The organism is Pseudomonas sp. BLCC-B112 (assembly GCF_028550695.1).
In the GTDB taxonomy this organism is placed as follows: domain Bacteria; phylum Pseudomonadota; class Gammaproteobacteria; order Pseudomonadales; family Pseudomonadaceae; genus Aquipseudomonas; species Aquipseudomonas danubii.
Map to the genome: position 1 here is coordinate 282,705 of NZ_JAQQGK010000009.1, position 23,660 is coordinate 306,364.

The 23,660-nt window shown below is 60.2% G+C and carries 24 protein-coding genes and 1 pseudogene; 12 read left to right on the forward strand and 13 right to left on the reverse strand.

Going from position 1 to position 23,660, the window contains the following annotated elements; all coding sequences use genetic code 11:
* The first annotated feature begins 23 nt into the window (after positions 1 to 23).
* Positions 24 to 1,487, forward strand: coding sequence for a glyceraldehyde-3-phosphate dehydrogenase (locus PQT43_RS23835; protein WP_102863767.1), 1,464 nt, complete (start codon positions 24 to 26; stop codon positions 1,485 to 1,487).
* A 110-nt stretch (positions 1,488 to 1,597) separates the two neighbouring features.
* Here the strand turns inward: PQT43_RS23835 and PQT43_RS23840 are convergent, their stop codons facing one another.
* The gene (locus PQT43_RS23840) at positions 1,598 to 2,890 is read right to left on the reverse strand and encodes an MFS transporter (RefSeq protein ID WP_272754765.1); all 1,293 of its coding nucleotides are present in this window, start codon (positions 2,888 to 2,890) and stop codon (positions 1,598 to 1,600) included.
* A gap of 322 nt (positions 2,891 to 3,212) precedes the next feature.
* On the opposite strand from PQT43_RS23840, the gene PQT43_RS23845 reads away from it, so the two are divergent.
* Complete coding sequence (locus tag PQT43_RS23845) at positions 3,213 to 4,190, forward strand: FAD:protein FMN transferase (RefSeq protein ID WP_272754783.1); 978 nt, start codon at positions 3,213 to 3,215, stop codon at positions 4,188 to 4,190.
* Positions 4,191 to 4,391: 201 nt separating this feature from the next.
* Positions 4,392 to 5,786, forward strand: a complete 1,395-nt coding sequence (gene sthA / locus PQT43_RS23850) for a Si-specific NAD(P)(+) transhydrogenase (protein ID WP_016967736.1) — start codon at positions 4,392 to 4,394, stop codon at positions 5,784 to 5,786.
* Between the two features lie 42 nt (positions 5,787 to 5,828).
* Here sthA and PQT43_RS23855 read toward each other — a convergent pair whose 3' ends face one another.
* Both PQT43_RS23855 and PQT43_RS23860 read right to left on the reverse strand, forming a co-directional pair.
* A complete protein-coding gene (locus PQT43_RS23855; protein ID WP_102879028.1) occupies positions 5,829 to 6,551 on the reverse strand; it encodes a glycerophosphodiester phosphodiesterase in 723 nt (240 codons plus the stop codon).
* Between the two features lie 50 nt (positions 6,552 to 6,601).
* Entirely contained in the window at positions 6,602 to 7,189 is a 588-nt protein-coding gene (locus tag PQT43_RS23860; RefSeq protein WP_102879029.1) for a PilZ domain-containing protein, read from the reverse strand.
* Positions 7,190 to 7,283: 94 nt separating this feature from the next.
* Here PQT43_RS23860 and PQT43_RS23865 point away from each other — a divergent pair, with 94 nt between their 5' ends.
* The 3 genes from PQT43_RS23865 (at position 7,284) to PQT43_RS23875 (ending at position 10,541) form a co-directional block, all read left to right on the forward strand.
* Positions 7,284 to 8,534, forward strand: coding sequence for a lipoprotein-releasing ABC transporter permease subunit (locus PQT43_RS23865; RefSeq protein WP_102863763.1), 1,251 nt, complete (start codon positions 7,284 to 7,286; stop codon positions 8,532 to 8,534).
* Positions 8,535 to 8,541: 7 nt separating this feature from the next.
* A complete protein-coding gene (gene lolD, locus PQT43_RS23870; protein WP_162884123.1) occupies positions 8,542 to 9,225 on the forward strand; it encodes a lipoprotein-releasing ABC transporter ATP-binding protein LolD in 684 nt (227 codons plus the stop codon).
* A 71-nt stretch (positions 9,226 to 9,296) separates the two neighbouring features.
* On the forward strand, positions 9,297 to 10,541 hold the full coding sequence (locus PQT43_RS23875) for a lipoprotein-releasing ABC transporter permease subunit (protein ID WP_102863761.1): 1,245 nt from the start codon (positions 9,297 to 9,299) through the stop codon (positions 10,539 to 10,541).
* A gap of 70 nt (positions 10,542 to 10,611) precedes the next feature.
* Here PQT43_RS23875 and PQT43_RS23880 read toward each other — a convergent pair whose 3' ends face one another.
* Together PQT43_RS23880 and PQT43_RS23885 are read right to left on the reverse strand one after the other, a co-directional pair.
* On the reverse strand, positions 10,612 to 11,973 hold the full coding sequence (locus tag PQT43_RS23880; RefSeq protein ID WP_267269685.1) for a heavy metal sensor histidine kinase: 1,362 nt from the start codon (positions 11,971 to 11,973) through the stop codon (positions 10,612 to 10,614).
* A complete protein-coding gene (locus PQT43_RS23885; protein WP_102879031.1) occupies positions 11,973 to 12,653 on the reverse strand; it encodes a heavy metal response regulator transcription factor in 681 nt (226 codons plus the stop codon). Before PQT43_RS23885 ends, PQT43_RS23880 begins: the two co-directional genes overlap by 1 nt.
* Positions 12,654 to 12,810: 157 nt before the next feature.
* Here PQT43_RS23885 and copI point away from each other — a divergent pair, with 157 nt between their 5' ends.
* Both copI and queF read left to right on the forward strand, forming a co-directional pair.
* Positions 12,811 to 13,362, forward strand: a complete 552-nt coding sequence (copI, locus tag PQT43_RS23890) for a copper-resistant cuproprotein CopI (RefSeq protein WP_102863758.1) — start codon at positions 12,811 to 12,813, stop codon at positions 13,360 to 13,362.
* A 68-nt stretch (positions 13,363 to 13,430) separates the two neighbouring features.
* Positions 13,431 to 14,261, forward strand: coding sequence for an NADPH-dependent 7-cyano-7-deazaguanine reductase QueF (gene queF / locus PQT43_RS23895; protein ID WP_123392475.1), 831 nt, complete (start codon positions 13,431 to 13,433; stop codon positions 14,259 to 14,261).
* A gap of 60 nt (positions 14,262 to 14,321) precedes the next feature.
* On the opposite strand, the gene PQT43_RS23900 is transcribed toward queF, so the two are convergent.
* Both PQT43_RS23900 and PQT43_RS23905 read right to left on the reverse strand, forming a co-directional pair.
* A complete protein-coding gene (locus PQT43_RS23900) occupies positions 14,322 to 14,585 on the reverse strand; it encodes a DUF4404 family protein (protein ID WP_102863756.1) in 264 nt (87 codons plus the stop codon).
* A 122-nt stretch (positions 14,586 to 14,707) separates the two neighbouring features.
* Positions 14,708 to 15,328 (reverse strand): phosphatase, encoded by a 621-nt coding sequence (locus PQT43_RS23905; protein ID WP_102879032.1) that lies wholly within the window; start codon positions 15,326 to 15,328, stop codon positions 14,708 to 14,710.
* A 204-nt stretch (positions 15,329 to 15,532) separates the two neighbouring features.
* Here PQT43_RS23905 and PQT43_RS23910 point away from each other — a divergent pair, with 204 nt between their 5' ends.
* Positions 15,533 to 16,219, forward strand: coding sequence for an MlaA family lipoprotein (locus tag PQT43_RS23910; protein WP_102879033.1), 687 nt, complete (start codon positions 15,533 to 15,535; stop codon positions 16,217 to 16,219).
* Between the two features lie 66 nt (positions 16,220 to 16,285).
* Here the strand turns inward: PQT43_RS23910 and PQT43_RS23915 are convergent, their stop codons facing one another.
* On the reverse strand, positions 16,286 to 16,585 hold the full coding sequence (locus tag PQT43_RS23915) for a PilZ domain-containing protein (protein WP_110652579.1): 300 nt from the start codon (positions 16,583 to 16,585) through the stop codon (positions 16,286 to 16,288).
* A 275-nt stretch (positions 16,586 to 16,860) separates the two neighbouring features.
* On the opposite strand from PQT43_RS23915, the gene rssB reads away from it, so the two are divergent.
* Positions 16,861 to 18,042, forward strand: a complete 1,182-nt coding sequence (gene rssB, locus PQT43_RS23920) for a two-component system response regulator RssB (RefSeq protein WP_102864100.1) — start codon at positions 16,861 to 16,863, stop codon at positions 18,040 to 18,042.
* Positions 18,042 to 18,524 carry an anti-sigma factor antagonist RssC gene (gene rssC, locus PQT43_RS23925; protein WP_102863752.1) on the forward strand — a complete coding sequence of 161 codons (483 nt, stop codon included), beginning with the start codon at positions 18,042 to 18,044 and terminating at the stop codon, positions 18,522 to 18,524. Before rssB ends, rssC begins: the two co-directional genes overlap by 1 nt.
* 72 nt (positions 18,525 to 18,596) lie before the next feature.
* Here the strand turns inward: rssC and tal are convergent, their stop codons facing one another.
* The 5 genes and pseudogenes from tal to PQT43_RS23950 all read right to left on the reverse strand — a co-directional run bounded on the left by tal (position 18,597) and on the right by PQT43_RS23950 (position 22,615).
* A complete protein-coding gene (tal, locus tag PQT43_RS23930) occupies positions 18,597 to 19,523 on the reverse strand; it encodes a transaldolase (protein ID WP_102863751.1) in 927 nt (308 codons plus the stop codon).
* A 178-nt stretch (positions 19,524 to 19,701) separates the two neighbouring features.
* The gene (gene dusA, locus PQT43_RS23935) at positions 19,702 to 20,703 is read right to left on the reverse strand and encodes a tRNA dihydrouridine(20/20a) synthase DusA (RefSeq protein WP_272754767.1); all 1,002 of its coding nucleotides are present in this window, start codon (positions 20,701 to 20,703) and stop codon (positions 19,702 to 19,704) included.
* A 289-nt stretch (positions 20,704 to 20,992) separates the two neighbouring features.
* Complete coding sequence (locus tag PQT43_RS23940; RefSeq protein WP_272754768.1) at positions 20,993 to 21,436, reverse strand: hypothetical protein; 444 nt, start codon at positions 21,434 to 21,436, stop codon at positions 20,993 to 20,995.
* Positions 21,437 to 21,558: 122 nt separating this feature from the next.
* A pseudogene (locus PQT43_RS23945) lies at positions 21,559 to 21,948 on the reverse strand (ABC transporter permease); the annotation flags it as partial.
* 16 nt (positions 21,949 to 21,964) lie between these two features.
* Positions 21,965 to 22,615, reverse strand: coding sequence for an FMN-dependent NADH-azoreductase (locus PQT43_RS23950; protein WP_253084537.1), 651 nt, complete (start codon positions 22,613 to 22,615; stop codon positions 21,965 to 21,967).
* Between the two features lie 99 nt (positions 22,616 to 22,714).
* Here PQT43_RS23950 and PQT43_RS23955 point away from each other — a divergent pair, with 99 nt between their 5' ends.
* Positions 22,715 to 23,575 (forward strand): LysR family transcriptional regulator, encoded by an 861-nt coding sequence (locus tag PQT43_RS23955; protein WP_102882520.1) that lies wholly within the window; start codon positions 22,715 to 22,717, stop codon positions 23,573 to 23,575.
* Positions 23,576 to 23,660 lie beyond the last annotated feature (85 nt).

Here is a 23,660-nt window from a genome sequence, read left to right on the forward strand (position 1 = left end):
TAGCCCCTTTTTTCTGCCCCTACATGTGGAAGGTTCCCGTGACTCAGAAGCCCGACCAGTGTCTTGGTGAATGGATCGACCGTGAAGCACTCGCAGAAGCGATGATTCCGCTTATCGGTCAGCTCTACCGCAATAACAATGTGGTGAGCTCGATCTATGGCCGCAGCCTGATCAACCAGTCTGTCATCGCGATTCTCAAAGCTCATCGCTTTGCTCGCCATCGCTCCTCCGACGACAGCGAACTCTCCGTCCACGAAACATTCCCTCTGCTTAAAGCAATGAGCGAGCTCAAGCTCGGCGCAGCTTCGGTAGACCTGGGCAAGTTGGCGTTCAAATTCCGTAACGAAGGCAATGGCCGCAGCGCCGAGCAGTTCGTGCGTGAAGAAATGGCTGACGTGGTTGGCCAGCAAAACGCTTCGGCCCGCAAAGGCACTGACGTTGTCCTGTACGGCTTCGGTCGTATCGGCCGTCTGCTGGCGCGCATCCTGATCGAGAAAACCGGTGGTGGCGACGGCCTGCGTCTGCGCGCCATCGTGGTGCGCAAAGGCGCCGAAAACGACCTGACCAAGCGCGCCAGCCTGCTGCGTCGCGATTCGGTGCACGGTTCGTTCAACGGCACCATCACCATCGACGAAGAAAACAACACCATCACCGCCAACGGCAACCTGATCCAGGTGATCTACGCGAAGAACCCGACCGAGGTGGACTACACCCAGTACGGGATCAAGAACGCGCTGCTGGTGGACAACACCGGTGTATGGCGTGATGCCGACGGCCTGGGCCAGCACCTGACCTGCCCGGGTATCGACCGCGTGGTCCTGACCGCGCCTGGCAAAGGCAAGCTGAAGAACATCGTTCACGGTATCAACCACAACGAAATCACTGCTGACGACAAGATCGTGTCCGCCGCTTCCTGCACCACCAACGCCATCGTGCCGGTGCTCAAGGCTGTGAATGACAAGTTCGGCATCATCAACGGTCACGTTGAAACCGTTCACTCGTACACCAACGACCAGAACTTGATCGACAACTTCCACAAGGGCGATCGCCGTGGCCGTAGCGCCGCGCTGAACATGGTGATCACCGAGACGGGTGCTGCTACCGCTGCTGCCAAGGCCTTGCCTGAGCTGGCCGGCAAGCTGACCGGTAACGCGATCCGCGTTCCAACGCCAAACGTGTCGATGGCCATTCTCAACCTGAACCTTGAGAAAGCCGCCACCCGTGAAGAGATGAACGAGTACCTGCGCTACATGGCGCTGCACTCCGATCTGCATAAGCAAATCGACTTCGTCAATTCGCAGGAAGTGGTGTCCACCGACTTCGTGGGTTCGCGTCACGCCGGTGTTGTCGACGCTGAAGCGACCATCGTTCAGGACAACCGCGTTGTTCTGTACGTCTGGTACGACAACGAGTTCGGTTACAGCTGCCAGGTTGTGCGCGTGATGGAAGACATGGCCGGGGTCAACCCGCCAGCATTCCCACGCTAAGCGACTGCTGAAATGAAAACGCCCCGACTTGTCGGGGCGTTTTTGTTTGTGGCTTTCGCCTACGAGGCCGGCGTCATTTGTAGGTGCCAACTTGTCCGCGCTGCTGGCTGTCAGGCGCTGCCAGCCGCCTGCGCTGTACGCAGTTCGTGGCGGTTGCCACGGAACAGCACCAGTGTCGCAATCAGCCCCAGCACCGCCGCGCTGCTGAGCCAGATGCCCGGTGCCGCCTGGTTGCCCAGAACGTGGATCAGGTAGGTGCAGGCCGCCGGGGTAAAGCCGCCGAAGGTTGCGGTTGCCAGGCTGTAGGCCAGGGAGAAGCCGGTGGTGCGCACTTCCACCGGCATGATTTCAGTCAGGGCCACCACCATCGCGCCGTTGTACGAGCCATAGAGGAAGGACAGCCACAGCTCGACGATCAGCAGGTGGCTGAAGCTGGGGTTGGCTACCAGCCATGACAGCGCCGGGTAAGCGGTGAAGATGGCGAGGATGGTGGCGCCCAGCAGCAGCGGTTTACGACCGATGCGGTCCGACAGCGAGCCCATGACCGGCAGCCAGAAGAAGTTCGACAGGCCGATGCACACAGTCACCAGCAGGGCGTCGAAGTCCGACAAGTGCAGCTCGGCCTTGCCAAAGGTCGGGGTGTAGGCGGTGATCAGGTAGAAGGACACGGTGGTCATCACCACCAAGGCCATGCCGGCAATGACGACTCCGAAGTTCTGACTGATGGAGCGGATGACTTCCTGCAGGGTGGGGCGATGTTTGCGGGCCTGGAACTCGGGTGTTTCCTCGAGAGAGCGGCGGATCATGAAGATTGCCGGAACAATCATGCAGCCCACCAGGAACGGCACGCGCCAGCCCCACTCACCCATTTGTTCGGGGCTCAGCCAGTGGTTCAGACCCACCCCCAGCAAGCCTGCAAACACCACGGCCGCCTGTTGGCTTGCCGATTGCCAGCTGACGAAGAAGCCCTTGCGGCCCGGTGTCGAGATCTCGGCCAGGTACACCGACACGCCACCCAGTTCCACGCCCGCGGAGAAGCCCTGCAGCAAGCGACCCAGCAGCACCAGCAGCGGAGCGGCGACGCCGAGAGTGGCGTAGCCCGGCACGCAGGCAATCAGCACAGTGCCCGCGGCCATCAGCACCAGGGTAATGATCAGGCCCTGGCGGCGGCCGTGACGGTCGATGTAGGCGCCGAGGAAGATCGCTCCCAGTGGACGCATCAGGAAGCCGGCGCCGAAAGTGGCCAGGGACAGCATCAATGAAGCGAAGGCGCTGTCGGCCGGAAAGAAGGTCTTGGCGATTGCCGTGGCGTAGAAGCCATAGACCATGAAGTCGAACATCTCGAGAAAGTTGCCGCTGACAACGCGAAAGATCGCCTTGCCTTTGCCCGTGGTCGTGGACATTTTTTCACTCACTTTGGCTGTTTTGTTAGCAATCCCTGGTCAGTACTCGTCCTCACTGCAAAGGTGGGGCGCGAGGCGGCACGCTGAACAGTTTTGTAACAATATGTGTGCTGGTGGCGTCAGGCAACAAAAACTCTTGGGTGCTGCGCGATGGCTCTGGGTCAAGCTTCTGGTGCCGGCCAGGCTGGCAGGTCTGGCGCGCATGCCGCATCCGCCTGTCGCATAATGGCCATTTGCGTTGTCAGCTCGCCCTCTGGGGCAATTGATCTGGAGGGGAATCTTGTCGGGAAGGCGATGGTGGTGGAACGCATTGTGGGGCGCGATGGCGCTGTTGGCGGGCTGTGGTGGCGATCGCCTGCACAGCGTCTCCGGGCCGACCATGGGCAGCACTTACTCCGTTCAGTACGTGCAGCGCACCGGCGTGCCGGATGAGTCGCGGGTCAAGGCCGAGGTCGAGCAAATCCTGGCTGAGGTTGATCGGCAGATGTCCACCTACCGCAGTGACTCGAATATCGAGCGTTTCAACGCCTTGCCCGGCAACAGCTGCCAACCGATGCCTGAGTCGGTGCTGCACTTGGTGCGAGTTGGCGAGCAGCTGTCCCGGGACAGTGGCGGCGCCTTTGATCTGACGGTGGAGCCGCTGCTCGACCTCTGGGGCTTTGGGCCTCAGGGGCGAGAGGAAAAAATTCCCAGCGCGTCAGCCCTGGCCGAGGTTCGGCAGCGGGTCGGACATGGGCACTTGCATATCGAAGGCCAGGAGCTGTGCAAGGATGCGCCGGTGGAAGTGGACTTCAACAGCCTTGCCGCCGGTTACGCAGTGGATCGCATTGCCGCGCGGCTTGCGCAGTTGGGGATCGACAGTTTTCTCGCTGAAGTCACTGGCGAGCTCAAGGCCGTGGGCCGCAAACCGGACGGCGCGCCCTGGCGTATCGCCCTGGAGGAACCGCGGGACGACCAGCAGGTGGCCCAGCGGGTGATCGCACTGGACGGCTATGGTGTATCCACGTCTGGCGACTACCGTAATTACTTCGAGCAGGACGGCCAGCGCTATTCCCATACCTTCGATGCCAGGCTTGGCAAGCCCATCACTCACAGGCTGGCGTCGGTGACCGTGATTCATCCTTCGGCACTCATGGCCGATGGCCTCTCTACGCTGTTACTGATTCTTGGTCCCGAAGCAGGCTGGGACTACGCGCAAAAACACCGTATCGGCGCATTTTTTGTGATGCGTGCCGATAAAGGCTTCGTCACACGTAGCAACCCGGCGTTCGATGCGCTGTTGGCCGGACCAAAACAATAACCAGGCACGCTGTTGTGAATGCTGTAGTGCAGGCAAAAGTAGCCTACGACGCGACCAAGGGTTAATGTGCGCGGCGTTGACGCTTCTATAGACTGTGCCCGGGTTCGTAACCGAGCCAAATTGATCCTTCATGTCGCTGGTCGCGACATGATTTAGCCGGAGATGCCAGAAGGGCATCTCGGCCTGTTCTGAGGAGTACGCATGGCTGTCTACAACTACGACGTAGTGGTGCTGGGCTCGGGCCCCGCTGGAGAAGGTGCGGCAATGAACGCCGCGAAAGCAGGACGCAAAGTGGCGATGGTCGATAGCCGTCGCCAGGTCGGCGGCAACTGCACCCACCTGGGTACCATTCCGTCCAAGGCCCTGCGTCACTCGGTCCGGCAGATCATGCAGTTCAACACCAATCCGATGTTCCGGGCCATTGGCGAGCCGCGCTGGTTTTCCTTTCCGGACGTGCTCAAGAGCGCCGAGAAGGTGATTTCCAAGCAGGTGGCCTCGCGCACCGGCTACTACGCCCGCAACCGGGTCGATGTGTTCTTCGGCACTGGCAGCTTCGCCGACGAGCAGACCGTGGAAGTGGTTTGCGCCAATGGCGTGGTGGAAAAACTGGTAGCCAAGCACATCATCATCGCCACCGGTTCGCGTCCTTATCGCCCGGCGGACATCGATTTCAGTCACCCGCGTATCTACGATAGCGACACCATCCTCAGCCTCGGCCACACCCCACGCAAACTCATCGTTTACGGCGCCGGGGTCATTGGCTGCGAGTACGCCTCGATCTTCAGTGGTCTTGGGGTGTTGGTGGAACTGGTGGATAACCGCGGCCAGTTGCTGAGCTTCTTGGACTCGGAGATTTCCCAGGCCTTGAGCTACCACTTCAGCAACAACAACATCACTGTGCGCCACAACGAGGAATACGACCGCGTTGAAGGTGTGGACAACGGGGTGATCCTGCACCTGAAATCCGGCAAGAAGATCAAGGCCGATGCCTTGCTCTGGTGCAACGGCCGTACCGGCAACACCGACAAGCTGGGCATGGAGAACATCGGGGTCAAGGTCAACAGTCGCGGCCAGATCGAAGTCGACGAGAACTATCGCACCTGCGTGCCAAACATCTATGGCGCCGGTGACGTGATCGGCTGGCCGAGCCTGGCCAGTGCCGCCCATGACCAGGGTCGCTCCGCTGCCGGCAGCATTGTCGACAATGGCAGCTGGCGTTTCGTCAACGACGTACCGACCGGGATCTACACCATTCCGGAGATCAGCTCGATCGGCAAGAACGAGCAGGAGCTGACTCAGGCCAAAGTGCCTTACGAAGTGGGCAAGGCGTTCTTCAAGGGCATGGCTCGTGCGCAGATTGCCGGCGAGCCGCAAGGCATGCTGAAGATCCTGTTCCATCGGGAAACCCTGGAAGTCCTCGGCGTGCACTGCTTCGGTTACCAGGCTTCGGAAATCGTCCACATCGGTCAGGCGATCATGAGTCAGCCGGGTGAGCACAACACCCTGAAGTACTTCGTCAACACCACCTTCAACTACCCGACCATGGCCGAAGCCTATCGGGTAGCAGCGTACGACGGCCTCAACCGGCTTTTTTGAGCGGCTCCGGCCGGTGGCCTGAGCCGGCCGGGGAGACCGATTTCAGTAATTCTCGAGGGTGGCGCTGGCCAAACCGGGAAAGTCTGTAATCAGGCTATCTACGCCGAAGTCGGCGAGCCTGCGCATCAGCGCGGGCTCGTTGACCGTCCACACTGACACATGCAAGCCCTGACGCTGCGCCCGTTGCAGTCGCTCCGGGGTGCACAGGGTCCAGTTCAGCGCAAGAATCTCGCAGCCATAGCTCTGGGCGACCTTCAATGGGTCGAGCCAGGCGTATTCGGCTACCAGTCCGCGAGACAGGTCCGGGGTCAGTTCGACTGCGGCTTTCAGCACTTCCCGCGAGCTTGAGGTCACGGTGACCTTGTCCAGCAGGCCGAAGCGTTGGGCCATTTCCCGAATTGCCAGCACCGTGGTGGCGGCGCGGGTGCGCGAGGCACTCTTGACCTCCAACTGCCAGTGCTCGAAATCGCATTTTTCGAACAGCTCTTCCAGGCGTGGAATGGGGCAGGGGCTGACCCAGCCCGGGCCGCCTTTGCGTGCGTCGTAGGTCACCAGTTCGGAGGCGGAATGCTCCACCACCTTGCCGCGCCGGTCAGTGGTGCGCTTGAGGGTCGGGTCGTGAATCACCATCAGCTCGCCGTCCATGGACAGGTGCAGGTCGAGCTCGCAGCGGCGCACGCCGTGCTTGAGGCATTCCTGAAAGCTGGTCAGGGTGTTTTCCGGTGCTTCGCCTTTAGCGCCGCGATGGCCATAGATCAGGGTCACAATTGCTCCTTCACGGATGTTGTTCCTTAAGAGGGGGTCAGGCTTGCGGCTCAACCAGCGGCGGGGTCTGTCTGGTCCCGGGCCATGCGGCGTTGCTGAGCCTGTTTTTGCAGGATGTAGCGCGCCAGCAGTTGGCGCTGGGCATCGGTCAATGCTTCGAATTCGGTGCCGATCTCGAAGGTGCCGAAGCTCTGTGGCTCACAGTGGATGACCCGGGCTCGCAGCAGCAGGCCCAGGGCTTGCGGCATCAACAGCAGTTTCACCGCCAGGTGGCTGCCGCTGGGATAGCTCAGATGGTGGTTGAACTCGATGCCGCCTTCGGAAAGGGTGACCCGCTGCGGCTCGCCGAACTTGCCGAACACGGTCTGCGCCACCACCTGGCTGAGCAGGTCGATGCGCTTGTTCATGGCCTTGAGGTAGCTGGCCAGGGTGCGATCGCGCTCGTTGACCTGACGCAGCAGGTGCTGGGATTCGAATTCGCTCAGGTGCAGTTCGCTGAGTAGATTGAACAGCGGAGACTCATCCTGCAACACTTCCTTGCTCGCCGCGTCGTGGGCGGACAAGGGGCTAATTTCCAGTGCGATCGTGTCCTCGATACGGTAGTATTCGCGGCGATCTTCTTCATCTAATGTCGACATGGCGAACCCATGGTAGAGGCAGTGGTCTGAGTGTAAAGCTGCTTACCAGGCCCCGCCACAAGGACGTCTTCTTTTCCTCTGCACAAGCCCCGACATGTTCAGACCTCTGTTTGCTTTTATCGGCACGCGTTACACCCGTGCAAAGCGTCGCAATCATTTTGTGTCATTCATTTCCCTGACCTCGATGATCGGACTCGCCCTTGGCGTGATCGTGATGATCGTGGTGCTGTCGGTGATGAACGGCTTCGATCATGAAATGCGCACCCGCGTGCTGGGCATGGTGCCCCACGCCACCATCGAATCCGGTGAACCCATCAGCGACTGGCAAAGCCTGGCCGACAAGGTCAAGCAGAACCCGAAAGTGCTGGCGGTGGCGCCATTCACCCAGATGCAGGGCCTGCTGACCAACAACGGCCAGGTGCAGAAGGTGCTGCTCAACGCCATAGATCCTGGCAAAGAGCGGCAGGTGTCGATCATCGACCATTTCATGCAGCAGGGGCAGTTGGACGCGCTGGCGCCCGGTAGCTTCGGCATCGTCATCGGCGATAAGGCGGCCGCCAAGCTGGGTGTTGGCCTGGGGGACAAGCTGACTTTCGTTGCCCCGGAAGTCACGGTGACCCCGGCCGGCATGTTCCCGCGGATGAAGCGCTTTACCGTGGTGGGCATCTTTCACGTTGGCGCCGGCGAGATCGACGGCTACCTGGGCCTGACCAACCTGGAAGACCTGGGCCGCTTGCACCGCTGGAAGCCGGATCAGGTCCAGGGCCTGCGGCTGAAGTTCGACGACCTGTTCCAGGCCCCGCGCACCGCTTGGGAAATCGCCCAGCAGTTGGGCGAGAACCATTTCTACGCCCGTGACTGGACCCGTACTCATGGCAACCTGTACCAGGCCATCCGCATGGAAAAAGCCATGATCGGCCTGCTTTTGCTGCTGATCGTCGCGGTCGCTGCGTTCAACATCATCTCGACCCTGGTGATGGTGGTGAACGACAAGAAGGGCGACATCGCCATTCTGCGCACCCTGGGCGCTACGCCGGGCACCATCATGGCGATCTTCATGGTCCAGGGCACGGTGATCGGTGTGGTCGGCACCTTGATCGGTGCGGTGCTGGGGATGCTCGCAGCCTTGAATGTCAGTGCTGCGATCTCTGCCCTCGAAGGCCTGATCGGCCATAAATTCCTGAATGCCGACGTGTACTTCATCGACTACCTGCCGTCGCAACTGATGGCCGAGGACGTGTTGATGGTCTGCGGCGCGGCATTGGTCCTGAGTTTTCTCGCCACCCTGTATCCAGCCTGGCGTGCGGCGCGCACCCAGCCTGCGGAGGCGCTACGTTATGAGTGAGTTGGGCATGAGTGAAAAAGCAATCCTGAGCTGCCGTGACCTGGGCAAGTCCTACGAGGAAGGTCCGGAATCGGTGGTGGTCCTGTCCGGCCTGCAACTGGAACTGCATCCGGGGGAGCGAGTGGCCATCGTCGGTACGTCGGGCTCCGGCAAGAGTACTTTGCTCAACTTGCTGGGCGGCCTGGATACGCCCTCCAAGGGCAGCGTCTGGCTGGCCGGCGAAGAACTCTCGGCGCTGGGTGAGAAGGCTCGCGGTCAATTGCGTAATCGCGCCCTGGGCTTCGTCTACCAGTTCCACCACCTGCTGCCAGAGTTCACCGCGCTGGAGAACGTCTGCATGCCGCTGCTGATCGGCCGTACACCGATTCCTGAAGCCCGTCAGCGTGCTACTGCGCTGCTGGAGCGGGTCGGCCTGGGTCATCGCCTGGAGCACAAGCCGGCCGAACTGTCCGGCGGTGAGCGTCAGCGGGTAGCCATCGCCCGGGCCCTGGTGAACCAGCCGGGGCTGGTGATGCTCGATGAGCCCACCGGCAACCTCGACTCGCACACGGCCCAGGGCATTCAGGACCTGATGCTGGAACTCAGCACTTCGATGCGTACCGCCTTCCTGGTGGTGACGCACGATATGAACCTGGCCCGGCAGATGGATCGCGTACTGCACCTGCAAGAAGGTCACCTGGTCGCCATCTGATGCGGCCGAACGCGGTGTCGGTGGCTGGCCCGTCGACACCGGGTCATTAATTTTTCCAGGGTGCCTTGCCCATGTTCAGACCCTTATCGATCTTTATCGGCACGCGCTACACCCGCGCCAAGCGGCGCAATCGTTTTGTCTCGTTCATTTCCATGACCTCGATGATCGGCCTCGCCCTGGGCGTGCTGGCGATGATCGTGGTGCTGTCGGTGATGAACGGCTTCCAGCGGGAAATGAGCTCGCGCATCCTCGGTATGGTGCCCCACGCCACCATCGTCGGGGTCAAGCCCATTGATGACTGGCAACCAGTGGCCGCAGCGGCCCTGAAGAACCCGGAAGTCACTGCTGCAGTGCCCTTCACCGAGATGGAAGGCATGCTCTCCTACAAGGGGGCGATGCAGCCGATCCAGATCAGCGGCATCGATCCGGCGCAGGAGGGCAAGGTGTCCATCGTTGCCCAGCATATTGTCCAGGGCAGCCTGCAAGACCTGAAACCCGGCGAGTTCGGCGTGGTGATCGGCGAGATCACGGCCCGGCGTTTCCGCTTGAATGTCGGCGACAAACTGACCCTGATCGTGCCTGAAGTGAGTACGGCCCCAGGGGGTATCACTCCGCGTATGCAGCGCCTGAACGTGGTGGGGGTGTTCAAGGTGGGCGCCGAGCTGGATGGCTCCATGGGCCTGATCCATATGGCCGACGCCGCAGAGATGCAGCGCTGGCAGCCCAATCAGGTGCAGAGCGTGCGCCTGGCGGTCAAGGATCTGTATGCCGCGCCACAGGTGGCGGTGGATATCGCCAAGGGGCTGGGTGCGGACTTCCGCGCCGATGACTGGACCCACACCCAGGGCAGCCTGTTCAGCGCAATGAAGATGGAAAAGACCATGATCGGCCTGTTGCTGCTGATGATCGTCGCGGTGGCGGCGTTCAACATCATCGCCACTCTGATCATGGTGGTGAACGACAAGGGCGCGGACATCGCAATCCTGCGCACCATCGGCGCCACGCCGCGGCAGATCATGGCGATCTTCATGGTCCAGGGCACGGTGATCGGGATTGTCGGCACCCTGATCGGTGGGGTGTTAGGGGTCATTGCGGCGTTGAACGTGAGCGAGCTGGTGGGCTGGCTGGAGCGGATCAGCGGCCAGCAGATTTTCAGTTCGGATGTGTACTTTGTCAGCAACCTGCCTTCCGAACTGCAGGGCGGGGATGTGGCGCTGATTTGTAGCGCTGGGTTCATCCTCAGCTTCCTGGCCACTGTGTATCCGGCCTGGCGCGCGTCCAAGGTCGAGCCGGCTCACGCTTTGCGGTATTCCTGAGATCCGCTCTCGCCGGCAAGCCGGCTCCTGCCTGATTGGTGAAGGAGCCGGCTTGCCTGTGAACAGGCTCTCAACGCTTGCTCGGCAACTCGATCACGAAGCGTGTCCAGCCAGCTTCCGATTCGCAACGTATCTGTCCGCCATGGGCGCGAATGATCGACTGCGTGATCGCCAGTCCCAATCCCGCGTGTTCACTGCTGCCCTCGCGTCGCGCCGGATCTACCCGGTAGAAACGGTCGAACAACCGCGGCAGTACCTCCCTGGCGATACCCTCTCCGCTGTTTTCGATACTCAGGTTCAAGCCCTGTAGGCTGTCGCTGATCCGTACCTGGACCGATCCTCCAGGAGGTGTGAAGCGCAGGGCATTGTCCAGCAGGTTGGACAGCGCCCGACGCAGCATGCTGCGATCGCCGATAAAGCCGGCATGACCTTCACGGCTCAGGCTGACGTTCGCGTCTTCCGCCAGGGGGCCATAGAACTCCAACAGCATGTCGGTTTCCTCGGCCAGCTCCAGTGCTTCGCATTTCGGGGTCAGCAGCCCATGGTCGGCCTTGGCCAGGTACAGCATGTCGTTGACCAGTTGCGCCATCCATTGCAGTTCCTCGAGGTTGCTGTGCAGGGCTTCGCGGTAGTCCTCGATCGCTCTCGGGCGGGTCAGGGTCACTTGGGTGTGGGTCAGCAGGTTCGACAGGGGCGTGCGCAACTCGTGGGCAATATCAGCGGAAAAGGCCGAAAGGCGTTGGAAGGATTCCTCAAGGCGGCCGAGCATGGCGTTGAAGCTGCTGGCCAGGTCGGCCAGTTCGACGGGCATCTGTTCCTGGGGCAGGCGCTGGGTCAGGGAACTGGCGGAGACTCCTGCGGCCACTGCGCTCATGCGTCGCAAAGGTCGCAGGCCGCTGCGGGCGGCCCAGGCACCAAGCAGGGCAGTGGCCAGGGCCGAGAGCCCTACTGTGAACCAGATCAGGTGCTGCATGCGCTGCAGAAAGTGCTGGTGATGGGTGATATTCAGCAGCAGGGCCAACTGTGGCGAGTCGGGTTGACCTGGCTTGAGCGGCGCGGAGTAGATCCGGTAGGCAGCACTGTTCAGATTCAGGTTGTGCAGGCCGGCTTCGCTGGGCAAGGAGGCGGGCAGGGCGGGGGCACTGTTGAACCAGAGTTGGCCGTCACTGCCGATAATCCGCAGGGCTAGGTCCGGTTGATGGCTCAGCTCGTCCTGCAGCCGTGCCTGATGCCGGGCAAAATCTCGGGCCTCGGTCACATCCTGCAAGACGCTGCGCAGGGCGATCAGCTTGCCGTCCAGCAGTTGCTGGTCCAGTTCGATGAAGTGGGCTTCGCTGGCGCGACTGAACAGCACCCCTGCAAATAGCGAGACCACGGCGGTGCAGGCGGCGAACAGCAGCGCCAGGCGTGCGCTGAGTGACAGGCGGCGCATCAGGCCGGACGCTCTTCGAGCACATACCCCATGCCGCGTACGGTATGGATCAGCTTGTTCGGGTATTCGTCATCGATTTTCAGGCGCAGGCGGCGGATTGCTACTTCGATGACGTTGGTGTCGCTGTCGAAGTTCATGTCCCAGACCTGGGAGGCGATCAGCGATTTGGGCAGGACTTCTCCCTGGCGTCGCAGGAGCATTTCCAGCAAGGCGAACTCCTTGGCGGTCAGATCAATGCGCTGGCCGCTGCGTTCTACCCGGCGGCGGATCAGGTCCAGGCGCAGGTCAGCCAGTTGCAGGCTGGTTTCCTGGGTCATCACGCTACCCCGGCGCAGCAGGCTGCGAACCCGGGCCAGCAGTTCGGAGAAGGCAAAGGGCTTGACCAGATAGTCGTCGGCTCCCAGTTCCAGGCCGTGGACTCGGTCCTCTACGGCGTCTCTGGCGGTGAGGAACAACACAGGGATGTCCAGGCCGGCGCTGCGTACGGCCTGGAGGATCTGCCAACCGTCGCGCCCCGGGAGCATCACGTCGAGAATCAACAGGGCGTAGTCACCGGTCAGCGCCAGGTGCTGGCCGGTATTGCCATCCGCTACCAGCTCGGCATTGAAGCCGGCTTCGCTCAAGCCTTGGCGCAGGTACTGGCCGGTTTTCGGCTGGTCTTCGACGATCAACAGTTTCATGGTGGTACTCGTGGCTTGTGTAACCCGGGCTTTATACCTTGCCGAGGGGCAGGGCAGATCAAGCTGACAAAGTTGTAATCTAGCCGTCAGCTGGCTGGCAGCGCTGGGCCGTTAGAGTTTGCCACATGCTCAATCCTGATCTTGTTGGAGCCTGACGATGAATCTGCAAAACCTGTTGTTGCGACGCCGCTCGGCCCTGGGAGGCTGTCTGATGCTGTTGAGCGTACCGCTCTGGGCTTCACCGGCGGCCTCTTATGACTTCGGCCAGCCGGCCGCGGCCGCCAAGGCCACTCGGGTGGTCGAGGTGGTGATGGGCGATATGTCTTTCAATCCCAAGGTCCTGGAGATCAAGGCCGGCGAGACTGTGCGTTTTGTGTTGATCAACAAGGGGCAACTGCTCCACGAATTCAACCTGGGTAACGCGGCGATGCATGCCGAGCACCAGCAGGAAATGCTCAAGATGCAGCAAAGCGGGATGCTTACGCCCACCGCAATGAAAACCATGGATCACGCAGCCATGGGCCACGGCTCAATGGCGGGCATGGATCACGGCATGCAGCATGACGATCCCAACAGTGTGCTGGTGGAGCCTGGCAAGCAGGCCGACCTGACCTGGACCTTCAGCAAAAGCGGCAGCCTGGAGTTCGCCTGCAATGTTCCCGGGCACTACCAGGCCGGCATGGTCGGCAAGCTGACAGTCAGCCCGTAAGCGTTCGGGGCTCAAAGGCGGGAGCAAAGGCTGGTAGAATCCGCTGATTCTTCAGTCAGGTTTCCGCCATGCATCCCGCAGCCGAACATTCGCCGCTGGGCAAGTCCAGTGAATACGTTTCCACTTACACGCCATCCCTGCTGTTCCCGATTCCCCGGGCAGCAAAATGGGCCGAGCTGGGCTTGAGTGCCGATACCCTGCCGTATAAGGGAGTGGATTTCTGGAACTGCTTCGAATTGTCCTGGCTGCTGCCTTCAGGCAAGCCGGTGGTGGCCATTGGTGAATTCAGCATTCCTGCAGATTCGCCGAACATCATCGAGTCCAAGTCTTTCAAGCTGTACCTCAATTCGTTGAACCAGACCCCCTTCGCTGATCGAGCGACGCTTGAGGCGACTTTGCGTCAGGATCTCTCGGCCGCCGCAGGCAAGCCCGTAGGTGTGCGTATTCGCAGCCTTGGTGAGGTCGAGGCGCAAGGTGTGGTGGCACTGCCAGGCATCTGCATCGACGAGCTGGATATCAGTGTCGACAGCTATGAGCATCCGCGACCTGAGCTGCTGCGTTGCGATGATTCGCAAGTGGTGGAGGAAAGTGTGCACAGCCACTTGCTCAAATCCAATTGCCCTGTGACCAGCCAGCCGGACTGGGGCAGTGTCGTGGTGGAGTACCGTGGCGCGGCGCTGGATCACGCCAGCCTGCTGGCCTATCTGGTGAGTTTCCGTCAGCACTCGGACTTCCATGAGCAATGCGTGGAGCGGATTTTCCTTGATCTGCAGCGGTTGCTCAAACCCGAGAAACTCACCGTCTACGCTCGCTATGTGCGTCGCGGCGGGCTGGATATCAATCCGTACCGCAGTACCGAAACGGTGGAGTTCGCCAATCAGCGATTGGTTCGCCAGTAAGCAGAAGCCCCGCAAATGATGCGGGGCTTTGTTTTTATGGGACGGTGTTATCGGGCGCTATCAGATACCGATGTTGCCCAGGGTCTGGACGATATTGCGCAGGGTTCCGGCGATGGCCGGATGTTCCAGTTCGAAGCGTTCCACTGCCAGGTTGACGCCGTCGGCGAGGCTGGCGTCGTGGGTGCTGGTCTCCAGCTTGAGTTGCAGTTCGATCTGCTGCATCAGTTCCTGCAGATTGGCGCGCTCGGCTTCCGAAAGCGGTGGGTTCTGCTCCAATTGCTCGCGCAGGGTATCGAGTTGTTCTTGCAGTTCGCGGGCAGGCATGGCGTTCTCCCTTTATTGATAGGCACAGGGATGGACCGCGCGTTTGAGGCAAAGGTCCATGCCCACGGCTTAGAGTAATCCACTCCCGGGCACTGTGCATGATCCTGATCAACAGGCTTATGTCAGGGTTTTTCACCTTTGAGCCGGCGCAGTTCGATGTCCGCCAGGCAGGTGTTCAGGTCCCCCAGGTGGTCGATGACCGAGTGCACCCCCAGACCGAAGAGTTGCAGGGTGGCCTTGCCGCGCTTGAGTTCGCGCTCCTGCTGGCTCAGAGCCTGCCATTCACTTGGTGTCAGGCCGCACAGGGACCCGCAGGAGGCCAGACCTATGGTCCAGAGTCCGGCGTTGAGCCCAGACTGCAGAAGTTGCGGTTCGCCGCTGACCAGTACACAACCCTCGAGGCGGGACACCTTGAGGGTCATCAGCGCCTGCCAGCAGGCGTCGGGAGCGGGCCAGGGAGCGGGAGCGGCGGGGGTGGGTTTGATCCAGTCGGGCAGGGCGGCGGCCAGGTGGCTGCTGCTGGCGCAGGGTAGTTGCTCGAGCCAGGCGCAGGGAATGCCCAGTTGTTGCAGATGACGCAAGGTGTCCAAAGCTCCTGGAGTGGTCCGGACCTGTTCCGGGCCAGGGCGCGTGGTGGTTTGCAGGCGCGTGCGCGCACCGAAATCCACCAGGCAGCCACTGAGGCCGAAGAGCACCGCGGTCAATGGCGCTGCAGTCTGGGCTAAGGCATCGGCGTGGGGCATATCAACATCCTTGAAATTCTTCTCGAGGCTAGCCGGGGAAGATGACATGCAGGTGACAGTGAGGTGAATGCGAACAGGATTGAGTGACTGATGCCTCCAGGCTGCTTGCAGTGATGCTGCCTAAACAGGCCTATCCGCTTTATACTCCTCGACCTAACCTCAGGGCATAGCCCCACGAGAGAACAATCCAAGGAGTTTCCTGCTATGCGCTGGAGCCGTTATCTAGTTCCGCTATGTATGAGTGCCGGTGTGACGCTGGCTCCCCTGGTCGCCCAGGCGGCCGAAGAGGACCCGTGGGAAAGCATCAACCGTCCCATCTTCACGTTCAACGATACCCTTGATACCTATGCCCTGAAGCCGTTGGCCCAAGGCTACCAGGCGGTGACGCCGCAGTTTCTGGAAGACGGTATCCACAACATGTTCCGCAACCTCGGTGACGTCGGCAACCTGGCCAACGACATCCTCCAGGCCAAGCCTCGTGCCGCCGGTGTGGATACTGCGCGCCTGCTGATGAACACCACGTTGGGGCTGGCGGGCTTCTTTGACGTCGGTACCCAGATGGGTCTGCAGCGCAATGACGAAGACTTTGGCCAGACCCTCGGCTATTGGGGCGTGGGCAGCGGTCCTTACGTGATGCTGCCGTTGCTGGGCCCTAGCACCCTGCGTGATGCGCCGGCCAAGTATGTAGACAGCTACACCTTGCCTTATCGCTACATGAACGACATCCCTGCGCGCAACATCACCATGGGCGTGAACGTGGTTGATACTCGTGCCAGCCTGCTGGCTGCGGACAAGCTGATTCGTGGTGATCGCTACACCTTTGTGCGCAATGCCTATCTGCAGAATCGTGAATTCAAGGTCAAGGATGGTCAGGTCGAAGACGACTTCTGATCGGGCGACGGTCTTGCAGAAACTGAAAAGGCGGCCATCAGGCCGCCTTTTTCATGGGAGTAAGTTTTACTTCATCTTAAGGATTGTAAGCCCAAGTTTCTGGCTGCCACCCTCCTGTGAGTTGACCCAGACCACTTCGGTCTCCGCTTCCAAGCCTCTGAGGGCTGCATGCTCCGAGTCGATACGCACACTCAGTAGGTCGCCGACCTGAAATGAACGGGGTGCCTGGACCTGCATGCCGCTGCTGGAAAGGTCAATGCAGACCGCTTCTATCACCTGTCCCTGGTGGATCAGCGTGACCTCGGCATCCACCCGCATACGGATGTAATCGCGCTTTTCACTGTAGTCACGCTGGTTTTGATTCATGGGTTCCATCCTGCGATTGAGTTGCGGTTTTAGCGGTTTTTATAACTCCCGGTGATTTGCGGTGTAAAGACGTCAGGCGACCATCGGCATGAGCTTGAAACGCCCCGCGGATGGGAGTACCGTCTGCGCCTTAGAAGGGCACCTCTGATGAGCGGGCGTGCAGGGCTGAAGGTCCTGGCTCCACTTCAGAGTGGCTAGAAAGCGAATCCAGTAGCGTGCGCCAGGCCTTGGGCCAAGCCACCTACGCCAACCTAATTCTGGCGCCGTTTGCCCACATGCAAAAAACCAGTGCCACGCTGCTGATAATCGATGACGACGAAGTAGTACGCGCGAGTCTCGCGGCCTATTTGGAAGACAGTGGCTTCAGCGTACTGCAGGCTGCTAACGGCCAGCAGGGTCTTCAGGTATTCCAGCGCGACAACCCCGATCTGGTGATCTGCGATCTGCGCATGCCGCAGATGGGCGGTCTCGAACTTATCCGTCAAGTGACCGAGTTGTCGCCGCAAACCCCGGTGATAGTGGTTTCGGGGGCGGGCGTGATGAATGACGCGGTTGAAGCACTGCGCCTGGGTGCGGCGGACTACCTGATCAAGCCTCTGGAAGATCTGGCCGTGCTCGAGCACTCAGTGCGTCGAGCCCTGGATCGAGCGCGCTTGTTGCTGGAAAACCAGCGTTATCGAGAAAAGCTCGAAGCCGCCAACCGCGAACTTGAGGCCAGCCTCAATCTGCTTCAGGAAGATCAGAACGCTGGTCGCCAGGTGCAGATGAACATGCTGCCCACCAGTCCCTGGTCGATCGATGAGTTTAATTTCGCGCACCAGATCATCCCTTCGCTCTACCTGTCGGGGGATTTCGTCGACTACTTCCGCGTCGACGAGCGTCGGGTTGCCTTCTACCTGGCTGACGTTTCCGGCCATGGTGCGTCATCAGCCTTCGTCACCGTGCTGTTGAAGTTCATGACCACGCGCCTGCTGTTCGAATCCAAGCGCAACGGTACTTTGCCGGAATTCAAGCCTTCGGAAGTACTGGGCCATATCAACCGTGGCCTGATCAGTTGTAAGCTGGGCAAACACGTCACGATGGTCGGTGGAGTTATCGACGAGGAGACTGGTTTGTTGACCTATAGCATTGGCGGGCACTTGCCGTTGCCGGTGTTGTACACACCAGACAGTGTGCGTTATCTGGAAGGGCGTGGTTTGCCGGTGGGGCTGTTCAACGAGGCTACCTATGAAGACCACATTCTGGAACTGCCCCCGGTGTTCAGCCTGACGCTGATGTCCGATGGCATTCTGGACCTTTTGCCCGAACCTACACTCAAAGAAAAAGAAGCGGCCTTGCCTGAACGGGTGAGAGCTGCGGGCGGCAGCCTGGATGGCCTGCGGCAAGTTTTTGGATTGGCCACGCTAGGGGAGATGCCGGATGATATCGCCCTGTTAGTGTTGAGCAGGAACCTTTAATGAGTACCGGTAGAATCCAGTTCGCCGAGCAGGACGGCACTTTTGTCCTGAAGTTCATCGGTGAAGTGCGCCTGACCCTGTGTTCGGCGTTGGATGCGACTATTGAGCGGATTTTCACTGCGCTGAATTTCTCGGCGATCGTGATCGACCTCACTGAAACCCGCAGCATCGACAGCACTACTCTGGGCCTGCTGGCCAAGTTGTCGATCCTATCGCGGCAGAAGGTAGGTCTATTGCCCACCGTCGTCACCACCCACGAAGACATTACCCGGCTGTTGCAGTCCATGGGCTTCGATCAGGTGTTCAACATCGTCGATCGTCCGATTCCTTGCCCGGAATGCCTGGCCGACTTGCCTTCCCAGGACCAGTCGGAAGAAGTGGTGCGGATTAAGGTCCTGGAGGCTCACAAGATCTTGATGGGGCTCAACGACTCCAACCGCGAAGCCTTCCACGATCTGGTAAACGCTCTGGAGCGTCACTGATTCGCTGAAACGCACGGCATAAAAAAGGGCGAACCTGTGAGGGTTCGCCCTTTTTGCGTTGGTACTGAGTAATCAGAGCTTGGCAGCCAGCAGGGCTTCGAGCTTTTCCTGGTCACGGGCAAACTGGCGAATGCCCTCGGCCAGTTTCTCGGTGGCCATGGCATCTTCATTGGAGGCCCAGCGGAACTGCGATTCGTTCAGGCTCTGACGGGCTTCGCCGGTCTTGCCCGGGCTCAGCTTGCGCTCTAGCTGGCCAGTGTCGGCTGCCAGCTTCTCGATCAGGTCTGGGCTGATGGTAAGGCGGTCACAGCCGGCCAGTTGCTCGATCTGGTTCAGGTTGCGGAAGCTGGCACCCATGACCACGGTCTTGTAGTCGTTGGCCTTGTAGTAGTTGTAGATGCGTGTGACCGACTGTACGCCCGGATCATCGGCGCCGGTGTAGTCGCTGCCGTTGGCTTTTTTGTACCAATCGTAGATCCGACCCACAAATGGCGAGATCAGGAAGACCCCAGCTTCGGCGCAGGCCACGGCCTGAGCGAAGGAAAACAGCAGGGTCAGGTTGGTCTGGATGCCTTCACGCTCCAGCTTCTCGGCGGCACGAATGCCTTCCCAGGTGGAAGCGATTTTGATCAGCACTCGATCGCGTCCTACGCCAGCCTTTTCATAGAGTTCGACCAGGCGATGGGCGCGTTTGAGCATCGCGTCAGTGTCGAACGACAGCCGGGCGTCCACTTCAGTGGAAATACGACCGGGAATGACCTTGAGAATCTCTTGGCCGACAGCTACGCCAAAGCGATCGCTGGCCAGACCGACATCACCCTTGCAGTCGCTGACGCAAGCGTTCAACAGGTCGGCATAGCCAGGAATGGCGGCAGCCTTGAGCAGCAGCGAAGGGTTGGTGGTGGCATCCACCGGCTTGACCCGGGCGATAGCGTCGAAGTCGCCGGTATCGGCTACCACGGTAGTGATTTTCTTCAGTTGTTCCAGCTTGGAAGTCATGAGCGTGCTCTGTCCTATGGGTCTGATGACATTACCCGAGCGCTGTCAGGCGCTCAAGGGCGCGGAAGGCTTACAACGGCCCCAAGGGCGGCGGCCTGAAAACAGGTGTTTGAATGCTGGGGCGTGATTCAGGTAATTGAGATACCAAAAGCCAGATCAGGTTCAATCCGGCTGATGGTTAACGCCCTTCAAGCAGTTGCCCGGCCTGATCCAGCAGGCCCAGTGGGTCCTTGGTCTTGTGAATATCCACCGACAACAACTGGCGAAATTTGCGAGCCCCAGGGAAGCCCGTCCCCAGTCCCAGCACATGGCGAGTGATGTGGTGCATCGCGCCGCCGCAAGCCAGATGCTCGGCAATATAAGGTCGCAGCTGCGCCAGGGCCTCGGCCCGGGAAATGACCGGTGCGGTGCTGCCGAACAGCTGTTGGTCCACCTCGGCCAGCAGATAGGGATTGTGATAGGCCTCACGACCCAACATCACCCCATCAAAGGTCTGCAGATGTTCATGGCAGGCCTCCAGGGTCTTGATTCCACCGTTAAGGATGACTTCCAGCTGCGGGAAATCCGCCTTCAACCGTGCCGCCACGTCATAGCGCAGCGGTGGAATATCCCGGTTCTCCTTGGGCGATAGCCCTTCGAGAATCGCGATCCGTGCATGCACGGTAAAACTGGTGCAGCCGGCATCCTGGACCTGGCCGACGAAATCACACAGTTCGGCATAACTGTCACGACCGTTGATCCCGATGCGATGCTTGACCGTCACCGGAATCGACACCGCATCGCGCATGGCCTTCACGCAATCGGCCACCAGCGCCGGATGCCCCATCAGGCAGGCGCCGATCATATTGTTCTGCACCCGATCGCTTGGGCAACCGACATTCAGGTTGACCTCGTCATAACCATGCTCCTGGGCCATACGCGCGCAGGCCGCGAGGTCCGCCGGGTTACTGCCGCCCAGCTGCAGTGCCAAAGGATGTTCGGACTGGTGATAGCGCAGGAAGCGTTCATGATCACCGTTGAGCAGCGCACCGGTGGTGACCATCTCGGTGTAGAGCAGGGTGTGTTTGGACAGTAGACGCAGGAAGAATCGGCAGTGACGGTCCGTCCAATCCATCATCGGCGCCACTGAGAAACGACGGGAAAAGCTTTGCTGTAGGGAGGCTTCGTTGTTCAAGGACATGAGGTTCTGCTTTGAGACGTTACGGCGGCAAATGAAGCAAGCTTCTTCGCATCGTGAACAAAAGATCTGATAGCGCGGAGTTTATCAGGAAAGCGCAGGGGCAATTTGTTTGTCCCCGGGATGGACGGGGGACGATTGGTGAGTCATCGAGTTACGCCGATTATCTGCCTCAAGCGCACCGCAGAGTAGTACCCCACGATTGCGCCGAACCTCAGCCATACCCCCGCGCAAATGCACCAGGAAAGAACCTTCGGATAATCATCACGAAAGAACTTGCCATAGAAGCGGATCATGCCTCGATGTTTATGCCATTCGACGAACAACGGGCGTGAGCGGCTGCAGGCGCCGGAAATGGCTTCGACGTTGGTTGGTTGATTGGGTCGGCAAGGGCTACCTCGAAACGTTTCGTCCAAGAGTTGGCCTCGCCGAACTGCAGGGTATTCGCCAGTGGCTCGCTGAACGCCAGGGCTTGGCGCATCACTTGGGGAATGTCCGCGGCGGTATCGCTGAGAAAAACTCCCGGTGTATGACGGCGAACACTCATTTCGCCAAAGTCGGTGCTGACCACCGGCAGTCTCAGGGCTTCGCCCTTGCGAATCTCCAGTGAGACCTCTTTCAATGTCCAGAACTCGCGATAGCGCTGTTTACCGCGAGGTAGCAGCAATTGCAGCAAGCGATCCCGAGGCTGGTCGTAGATCTGATAGCACTTGCCCAGGCCCAGGGTCTTGATCACAGGATCAGAGCACATCGGCAAACCCCTGGCGGCTCTTCTCGAACCACGCATGTCCGAGAAAAGCCACAGTGCTGGCACCCACCAGTTGGCCCAGCCATAGGCTGATATCGGGGACGACGCCCCAGCAGTACCAGGGGAAACAGCAAGGTGGTGAACGGTGGCAGGCCGAAGACCAGTAGATGAAAGATCAGCCAGACGATGAAACTCACCAGGGTATGGAACAGCACGGCCCCGAGTATCACGCCGGGCAGGAGGTCCAGGGGGAACACGACTTTCTTCACGTAGTTGGCGTTGCTCGGGATCAGGCCCGGAGCACGGCTGATGCATTCTGAAAACAGGTTGAAGACCATCATGCCGGTGAATACCAGCAAGGCGAATTGGCTTTTCGAGTCGCTGCCGGTGTCCCAGCGCACCTTGAACACCACGCTGAAAACGAAGGTGTATACCAGCAGCATGAGCAGGGGGTTGAGGAAGGACCAGAGCAGACCGGCGGAAACTGTCAGTCGCTCCACCGGTCTTTTTCGAGTACTAGGGGCGGCGCGCTACCAGTTGCTCGGCCAGGCCGTGTGCCTGGCGCGCGGTTGCTTGCCGGGAGGCCTGGTCGATGTCTGGCCCGAGAATGGTTTTCTCCACCACCAGCGAGTGCTGGTCGGCAATGCCGATGAAGTTCAGCCAGGCCTCGATGTAGGGTTTCTGGAAATCGAACGCTTGGGCCGGAGTGTTCGACTGGGCTGAAAAATCCAGCCCGCGGGCGTAGCTCACCACCGCTGTCTTTTCGCGCAACAGGCCCTGCAGCCCGTGCTCGGGGTCGAAGCTGAAGAGGATTCCCTGGTGCGATACCAGGTCAATGAAATGCTTGAGCTTGTAGGGAATGCTGAAATTCCACAGCGGCACGGAGAGCACCAACAGGTCGGCCTGATGCAGGGGCGCGGCGAGTTCCTGGAGTCGGTCCCAGGCGCTTTGTTCGCCAGCGTTCAACGGCTGGCCACCGAGTCGGGCGTACTTGGCGTCCATTGCCGTCTGATCGAGCTCCGGCAGTTCCAGGCTCCAAAGGTCCAGGGTGCTGACTTGAGTGTCGGGAACCTGTTGTTGATAGCGCTGGATAAAACTGCGGGCGATTTCCAGGGAGGCGGAGCGACGTAAACGAGGCGAGCATTGGATGTGCAGGAGCCGGGTCATGAACGAATCTCTTGGTGGACAGGGATGACCGCTATTGCAACATAGCTTATTTGTAAATATAAATTGTCGATCTAAGGCTTATTAATGGCGATATGAAATATGTTCGATGCCTTGCTGCTCCGTACCTTTGTCGCTGTTGTCGATGAACAGGGGTTCAGTCGTGCAGCACAAAAACTGCACTTGACCCAGTCGGCGGTCAGCGGCCATCTGCGGCGCCTGGAACAGCAGGTCGGCAAGCCGTTGCTGCAACGCACCACCCGCTCACAGCAACTGACAGCCGATGGCGAGCGGCTGATGGCCTACGCCCGAGCCATTCTGGCGTTGAATCGCGACGCCTGGACCGAGTTGACCCGGGTGCCGTTCCATGGGCGTGTGGGGATTGGATTGGCGGAGGATTTTGCCGAGCCCCGTCTGTTGCGCGCGCTACTGGATTTTGCCGGGCAGTTCCCGGGTATCCAGCTCGATGTGCAGGTGAGCATCCCCGGTACCCTCCTTGATCTTCTGGCTCAGGGCAGTTTGCAGCTGGTGGTGGGGTCCTTGTGCGAAACAGCAGCGCCAGGCCAGTTGCTCTGGTCCGAACCTCTGGTCTGGGCCGGGCTGCCACAATCAGTGGCACCCTTGCCCGAGCCTTTGCCCCTGGCGCTGTTTCCTGAGCCTTGTCCTTATCGGGCGGTGGCACTGGGGCGGTTGGCCAAAGCCGGCATCGCTCAGCGTACGGCCATGCTCTGCAGCAGCAATGGGGCCTTGCGTGCCGCAGTGCTGTCGGGCTTCGCCGTGGCGCCCATGGCGGTCAGTCAGTTGGGAGCAGGGCTGTGTGCACTGGGGGCGGAATACGGTTTGCCGGAGTTGCCTCAGGCCCAGTTCCGGCTGTTTACTGCGTCCGACGCGGACCCGGCCGTTGTGGCGACACTGACTCAGGTCATCGTCGAATATTGTTCCAGCCGACGATCCGCGCTTTAGGCATCGTCCTCTGCGGCCGATAACCCCTGCAAGGGGCTAGATCGGATGCGGTTGCGAGCGGCCCCTGGCCTGTGTTTGAACGCCA

Bases quoted from the DNA above. Each gene is read 5' to 3' on its own strand.
- PQT43_RS23910 (WP_102879033.1), top strand. From the start codon at position 15,533: ATGCGCTGGAGCCGTTATCTAGTTCCGCTATGTATGAGTGCCGGTGTG.
- PQT43_RS23915 (WP_110652579.1), bottom strand. From the start codon at position 16,585: ATGAATCAAAACCAGCGTGACTACAGTGAAAAGCGCGATTACATCCGT.
- sthA (WP_016967736.1), top strand. From the start codon at position 4,392: ATGGCTGTCTACAACTACGACGTAGTGGTGCTGGGCTCGGGCCCCGCT.
- PQT43_RS23875 (WP_102863761.1), top strand. From the start codon at position 9,297: ATGTTCAGACCCTTATCGATCTTTATCGGCACGCGCTACACCCGCGCC.
- PQT43_RS23900 (WP_102863756.1), bottom strand. From the start codon at position 14,585: ATGCCTGCCCGCGAACTGCAAGAACAACTCGATACCCTGCGCGAGCAA.
- copI (WP_102863758.1), top strand. From the start codon at position 12,811: ATGAATCTGCAAAACCTGTTGTTGCGACGCCGCTCGGCCCTGGGAGGC.
- lolD (WP_162884123.1), top strand. From the start codon at position 8,542: ATGAGTGAAAAAGCAATCCTGAGCTGCCGTGACCTGGGCAAGTCCTAC.
- PQT43_RS23885 (WP_102879031.1), bottom strand. From the start codon at position 12,653: ATGAAACTGTTGATCGTCGAAGACCAGCCGAAAACCGGCCAGTACCTG.
- PQT43_RS23840 (WP_272754765.1), bottom strand. From the start codon at position 2,890: ATGTCCACGACCACGGGCAAAGGCAAGGCGATCTTTCGCGTTGTCAGC.
- queF (WP_123392475.1), top strand. From the start codon at position 13,431: ATGCATCCCGCAGCCGAACATTCGCCGCTGGGCAAGTCCAGTGAATAC.
- PQT43_RS23955 (WP_102882520.1), top strand. From the start codon at position 22,715: ATGTTCGATGCCTTGCTGCTCCGTACCTTTGTCGCTGTTGTCGATGAA.
- PQT43_RS23865 (WP_102863763.1), top strand. From the start codon at position 7,284: ATGTTCAGACCTCTGTTTGCTTTTATCGGCACGCGTTACACCCGTGCA.
- PQT43_RS23845 (WP_272754783.1), top strand. From the start codon at position 3,213: ATGGCGCTGTTGGCGGGCTGTGGTGGCGATCGCCTGCACAGCGTCTCC.
- PQT43_RS23905 (WP_102879032.1), bottom strand. From the start codon at position 15,328: ATGCCCCACGCCGATGCCTTAGCCCAGACTGCAGCGCCATTGACCGCG.
- PQT43_RS23880 (WP_267269685.1), bottom strand. From the start codon at position 11,973: ATGCGCCGCCTGTCACTCAGCGCACGCCTGGCGCTGCTGTTCGCCGCC.
- tal (WP_102863751.1), bottom strand. From the start codon at position 19,523: ATGACTTCCAAGCTGGAACAACTGAAGAAAATCACTACCGTGGTAGCC.
- PQT43_RS23950 (WP_253084537.1), bottom strand. From the start codon at position 22,615: ATGACCCGGCTCCTGCACATCCAATGCTCGCCTCGTTTACGTCGCTCC.
- PQT43_RS23835 (WP_102863767.1), top strand. From the start codon at position 24: ATGTGGAAGGTTCCCGTGACTCAGAAGCCCGACCAGTGTCTTGGTGAA.
- rssB (WP_102864100.1), top strand. From the start codon at position 16,861: ATGCAAAAAACCAGTGCCACGCTGCTGATAATCGATGACGACGAAGTA.
- dusA (WP_272754767.1), bottom strand. From the start codon at position 20,703: ATGTCCTTGAACAACGAAGCCTCCCTACAGCAAAGCTTTTCCCGTCGT.
- PQT43_RS23860 (WP_102879029.1), bottom strand. From the start codon at position 7,189: ATGTCGACATTAGATGAAGAAGATCGCCGCGAATACTACCGTATCGAG.
- rssC (WP_102863752.1), top strand. From the start codon at position 18,042: ATGAGTACCGGTAGAATCCAGTTCGCCGAGCAGGACGGCACTTTTGTC.